The sequence below is a fragment of the Halorubrum tibetense genome (assembly GCF_042661865.1).
In the GTDB taxonomy this organism is placed as follows: domain Archaea; phylum Halobacteriota; class Halobacteria; order Halobacteriales; family Haloferacaceae; genus Halorubrum; species Halorubrum tibetense.
Genome location: NZ_JBHSWW010000597.1, coordinates 1 through 687, shown reverse-complemented (window position 1 = coordinate 687; position 687 = coordinate 1). Strand labels below are relative to the sequence as shown.

The following is a 687-nucleotide window of genomic DNA, read 5'->3' as shown; positions in this document are numbered from 1 at the left end:
CATAGCCTATGCGAATTTTTTAAAACAACGTGCTGTTTCCCAGGGCGTTCAAGCAATTGATGCCAAGGTGGTTGACGTTGGATTACATAGTGATGATGGATCTATTCAGCACGTCACATTAGATACCGGTCTCCAAATTGCGGGCGACTTTTTTATCGACTGCAGCGGTTTTCGCGGCCTGCTGATTGAACAAGCATTACAAACTGGCTACGACGATTGGTCCCATTGGCTGCCGGTAGACTCAGCTGTTGCTGTGGCGACTAGTCCTAGTGCCTCGCCAACACCTTACACCCGAACCACGGCTCGAACCGGTGGTTGGCAGTGGCGAATACCTTTGCAGCGCCGAGTTGGCAATGGTTATGTGTATTGCAGTCAGTGGTTAAGCGATGATCAGGCGCGCGAAGATTTGCTATCAAATTTGGACGCAGCGCCAGTATCAACACCTAAAACGTTGAAATTTACGACAGGTAAGCGCAGAAAGTTTTGGCATAAAAATTGTGTGGCGCTAGGTTTAGCATCTGGATTTCTGGAGCCACTTGAGAGTACCAGTATTGCGTTAATTCAAACTGGCTTAAGTCGTTTGTTGCAATTTTTTCCTGTAAATGGCGTGGTGCCCGAGGAGGTCGATGAGGCTAACCGCTTATTTTCGCTTGAGATGGAGCGTATTCGGGACTTTTTGATTCTCCA

General features: G+C 47.9%; 1 protein-coding gene. It reads left to right on the top strand.

Annotation, left to right across the window (positions count from 1 at the left end; translation table 11 throughout):
- Window positions 1-687: tryptophan halogenase family protein (locus ACFQEU_RS17180; RefSeq protein ID WP_379784122.1), on the top strand; the 687-nt coding region annotated here is incomplete at both ends.